The sequence below is a fragment of the Chamaesiphon sp. OTE_20_metabat_361 genome (genome assembly GCF_031364565.1).
On sequence record NZ_JANLWO010000178.1, the window covers coordinates 1 to 2,009 of the forward strand.

At 47.8% G+C, this 2,009-nt stretch carries 3 protein-coding genes; 2 read left to right on the forward strand and 1 reads right to left on the reverse strand.

The window, feature by feature from the left end; genetic code table 11:
- Together RMO35_RS04875 and RMO35_RS04880 are read left to right on the forward strand one after the other, a co-directional pair.
- A partial coding sequence (locus RMO35_RS04875) for a DUF3352 domain-containing protein (protein ID WP_309738964.1) occupies positions 1 to 1,371 on the forward strand: 1,371 nt, incomplete at its 5' end.
- Positions 1,372 to 1,394: 23 nt separating this feature from the next.
- Positions 1,395 to 1,547 carry a hypothetical protein gene (locus RMO35_RS04880; RefSeq protein WP_309738967.1) on the forward strand — a complete coding sequence of 51 codons (153 nt, stop codon included), beginning with the start codon at positions 1,395 to 1,397 and terminating at the stop codon, positions 1,545 to 1,547.
- Positions 1,548 to 1,571: 24 nt separating this feature from the next.
- Here RMO35_RS04880 and RMO35_RS04885 read toward each other — a convergent pair.
- The coding region (locus RMO35_RS04885; protein WP_309738969.1) for a glutathione S-transferase C-terminal domain-containing protein at positions 1,572 to 2,009 on the reverse strand (438 nt) is incomplete at its 5' end.

Genomic DNA, 2,009 nt, shown 5'->3' on the forward strand with positions numbered 1-2,009 from the left:
CTCGCCCAAACCCAAATGGATTTCGATCGAGACGTGCAGCCGTGGCTGGGTAACACTATGATGGCAGTTTTACCAACTGCTGAGGCTAAATCTGGCACGCCGCGCTTCTTAATCGCGATCGGGATTAAGGATAAAATTAAAGCACTCGACTTTGCCAACAAGCTCAAAGCTCAAAGTAAGGAACCAACTAAAGAATTCGACTACAAAGGGATTAAAATTACCAATAGCGGTACGGGTAGCCGAGCCACCTTTAGCGCACTCGTTAACGATCGATTGGTACTCGCACCCGAGCAACGTGCAGTAGAACAGGCGATCGATACCGCCAACGGGCAACCCTCCCTCGCTACCAAAGCCGGAAATGATTGGTTTAGAGGCGATAGCCTCCAACTCAAACAGCCGATTGCTGCCTTTTATATTCCCAACTACAGCCAAGCATTGCAACAAATGCTTGCGTCTAGCAAGCAGCCAATCCCGCTCGATGCAGCGACTCTCGCTCAATTGAACAAAATTCAGTCTGTCGGTGGTGGTATCGCGATCGATGATGCGGGGATTAGAATGAAAACAGTTGCCAAAACCGATGGCACGATGTTAAATTTGCCCACCACTTCAACTAAAGCGCTCGGCAATTTTCCCGCCGATACCTTCGCACTATTTGGTGGTACTGGTTTAAACCAGATTTGGACAGAGACAAATAAAATCGTCGCAACTGAGCCAACCGCTCAACAAAGTTTTGCTCAAATGCGCCAAAGTTTTACCCAATCTACGCAACTAGATCTCGATAAAGATATCTTTGGTTGGATGGGTGGCGAATATACCCTCGGGATGATGCCTGTAAGTACGGGGATTGCCGCCCCCTTGGGCTTTGGCGGTGCCTTGACGATCGACAGTACCGATCGCGCCATTACTGATAATACGATGGCTAAACTGAGCAATATGGCGAGAGGCTACGGGTTGAGTGTCGAATCCCGTCAGGTAGGGAATACCCAAATGGTGGACATCGGCGCGCCTGCTGGTGGCGGCACGATCTTGAGCTATGGCTGGCTCAATGATAAATCTCTACTCCTCGCCATGGGCGACGGCTTAGCTGATAAGATTACTACCCGCTCGGGTGAATCGATCGATCGCAGCCCCGGTTATACTACCGCTCTCGGCTCGATCTCTGGCTCCAAACAGAGCTACGCCTATATCGATGTCGAGAAGGTATTCGGGCTGGTTAATAGCAAAATGGGGATGTATGGTAGTAAGTCGATGCCGCCAGATGTCAATGCGATCGTGACTTCCATCCAAGGACTGGGTATGAGTTCCACACAACCCGACAAAAATACCAGTCAAGTTGAGATGCTGCTCGCACTCAAACCTGCTAATAAATAGCACAGCGATTAAAATCGCCACTAGTGCTGCAAAGTCCGCCTACGCGGACTGAGATCTATAGTGTCTTAACCGATGTGGCGACTGCTATATCTGCATTATCGATCGGCAAATCTAAATTCAGATTTGGGCCGATTGGGACGATTCTACTCGGATTTAGTTCTGGCAAACCAGCATAATATAATTGCTTAACATGCTCGACACTACAAACCGTTGGCGTTAGCCTCTCCAACGGAGAATCGCACACCAGGATATTGATATAATTTGCGGCAGTAGTTCCACAAATTGGGAAAATCGATTAATCGTTTGAGGTTGCATTTAAACAAACCATAATAGGCTAGGTCGAATCGAAATAATGTCGTAAATAGACTCCAGTCTGCAATGGTAATCCGATCGCCGCAGAGATAGGACTGTTGTCCCAAGATCCCTTCCCAATGCTCTAATGCTGTAAATAATTCCGTATTAACAATCTTGCCAGATTGCTTGTCCCACAATACTGGTACTGTGACACGCCCCGTGTAATTGGGATCGGCTTTGACATAAATTTGCCAGAGGTAATCGGCACTATTTACGGTGTCGGAAATACACTCAGGTTTATCTGAAAACTTCCAACCGTTGTCGCTAATTACCGGATCGACGAT